Annotated in this window: 1 protein-coding gene; it reads left to right on the top strand. The window is 70.1% G+C overall.

The window, feature by feature from the left end; translation table 11 throughout:
• Positions 1-576 (top strand): ATP phosphoribosyltransferase regulatory subunit (locus tag AB4Z35_RS30050; protein WP_442101167.1); only part of this gene is annotated, 576 nt, incomplete at both ends.

Raw genomic sequence — 576 nt, 5'->3', positions numbered from 1 at the left:
CTGCTGGACGGCCTGCCGTCGATCCGCAAGATCGAGGACGCGATGTTTGCCGCGCTGGAGACCAAGGACGTGCCCGCACTGCGCGTGCTGACCGAAGGCCTGCCCCAGACCGAGCGCGACGCGCTGCTGGCCCTGCCGACGCTTTACGGCGGCATCGAGGTGATCGAGCGCGCCCGCGCGACGCTGCCGGCCAGCCCGGCCATCGGCCGCGCACTGGACGAGCTGTCGGCGCTGGCCGCGCAGGTACGCGGCGCCAGCGTGAACATCGACCTTTCCGATTTGCGCGGTTACCACTATCACAGCGGCGTGATGTTCACGGCCTACGTAGCCGGTCTGCCCAATTACGTGGCCCGTGGCGGCCGTTACGACAAGGTCGGCGAGGCCTTCGGCCGCGCGCGCCCGGCTACCGGCTTCTCGCTCGATCTGCGCGAGGTGGCGGCACTGTCGCCGGTGGAAGTCCGCGCGCTGGCAATCTACGCCCCGTGGGACGCCGATCCGGGCCTGCGCACGACCATCGCGTCGCTGCGCGCGACCGGCGAGATCGTGATTCAGTCGCTGCCCGGCCATACTCATGAG

The sequence above is a fragment of the Pseudomonas sp. KB_15 genome, assembly GCF_052114525.1.
Lineage (GTDB): Bacteria > Pseudomonadota > Gammaproteobacteria > Pseudomonadales > Pseudomonadaceae > Aquipseudomonas.
This window is presented reverse-complemented; position numbering and strand designations above follow the sequence as displayed.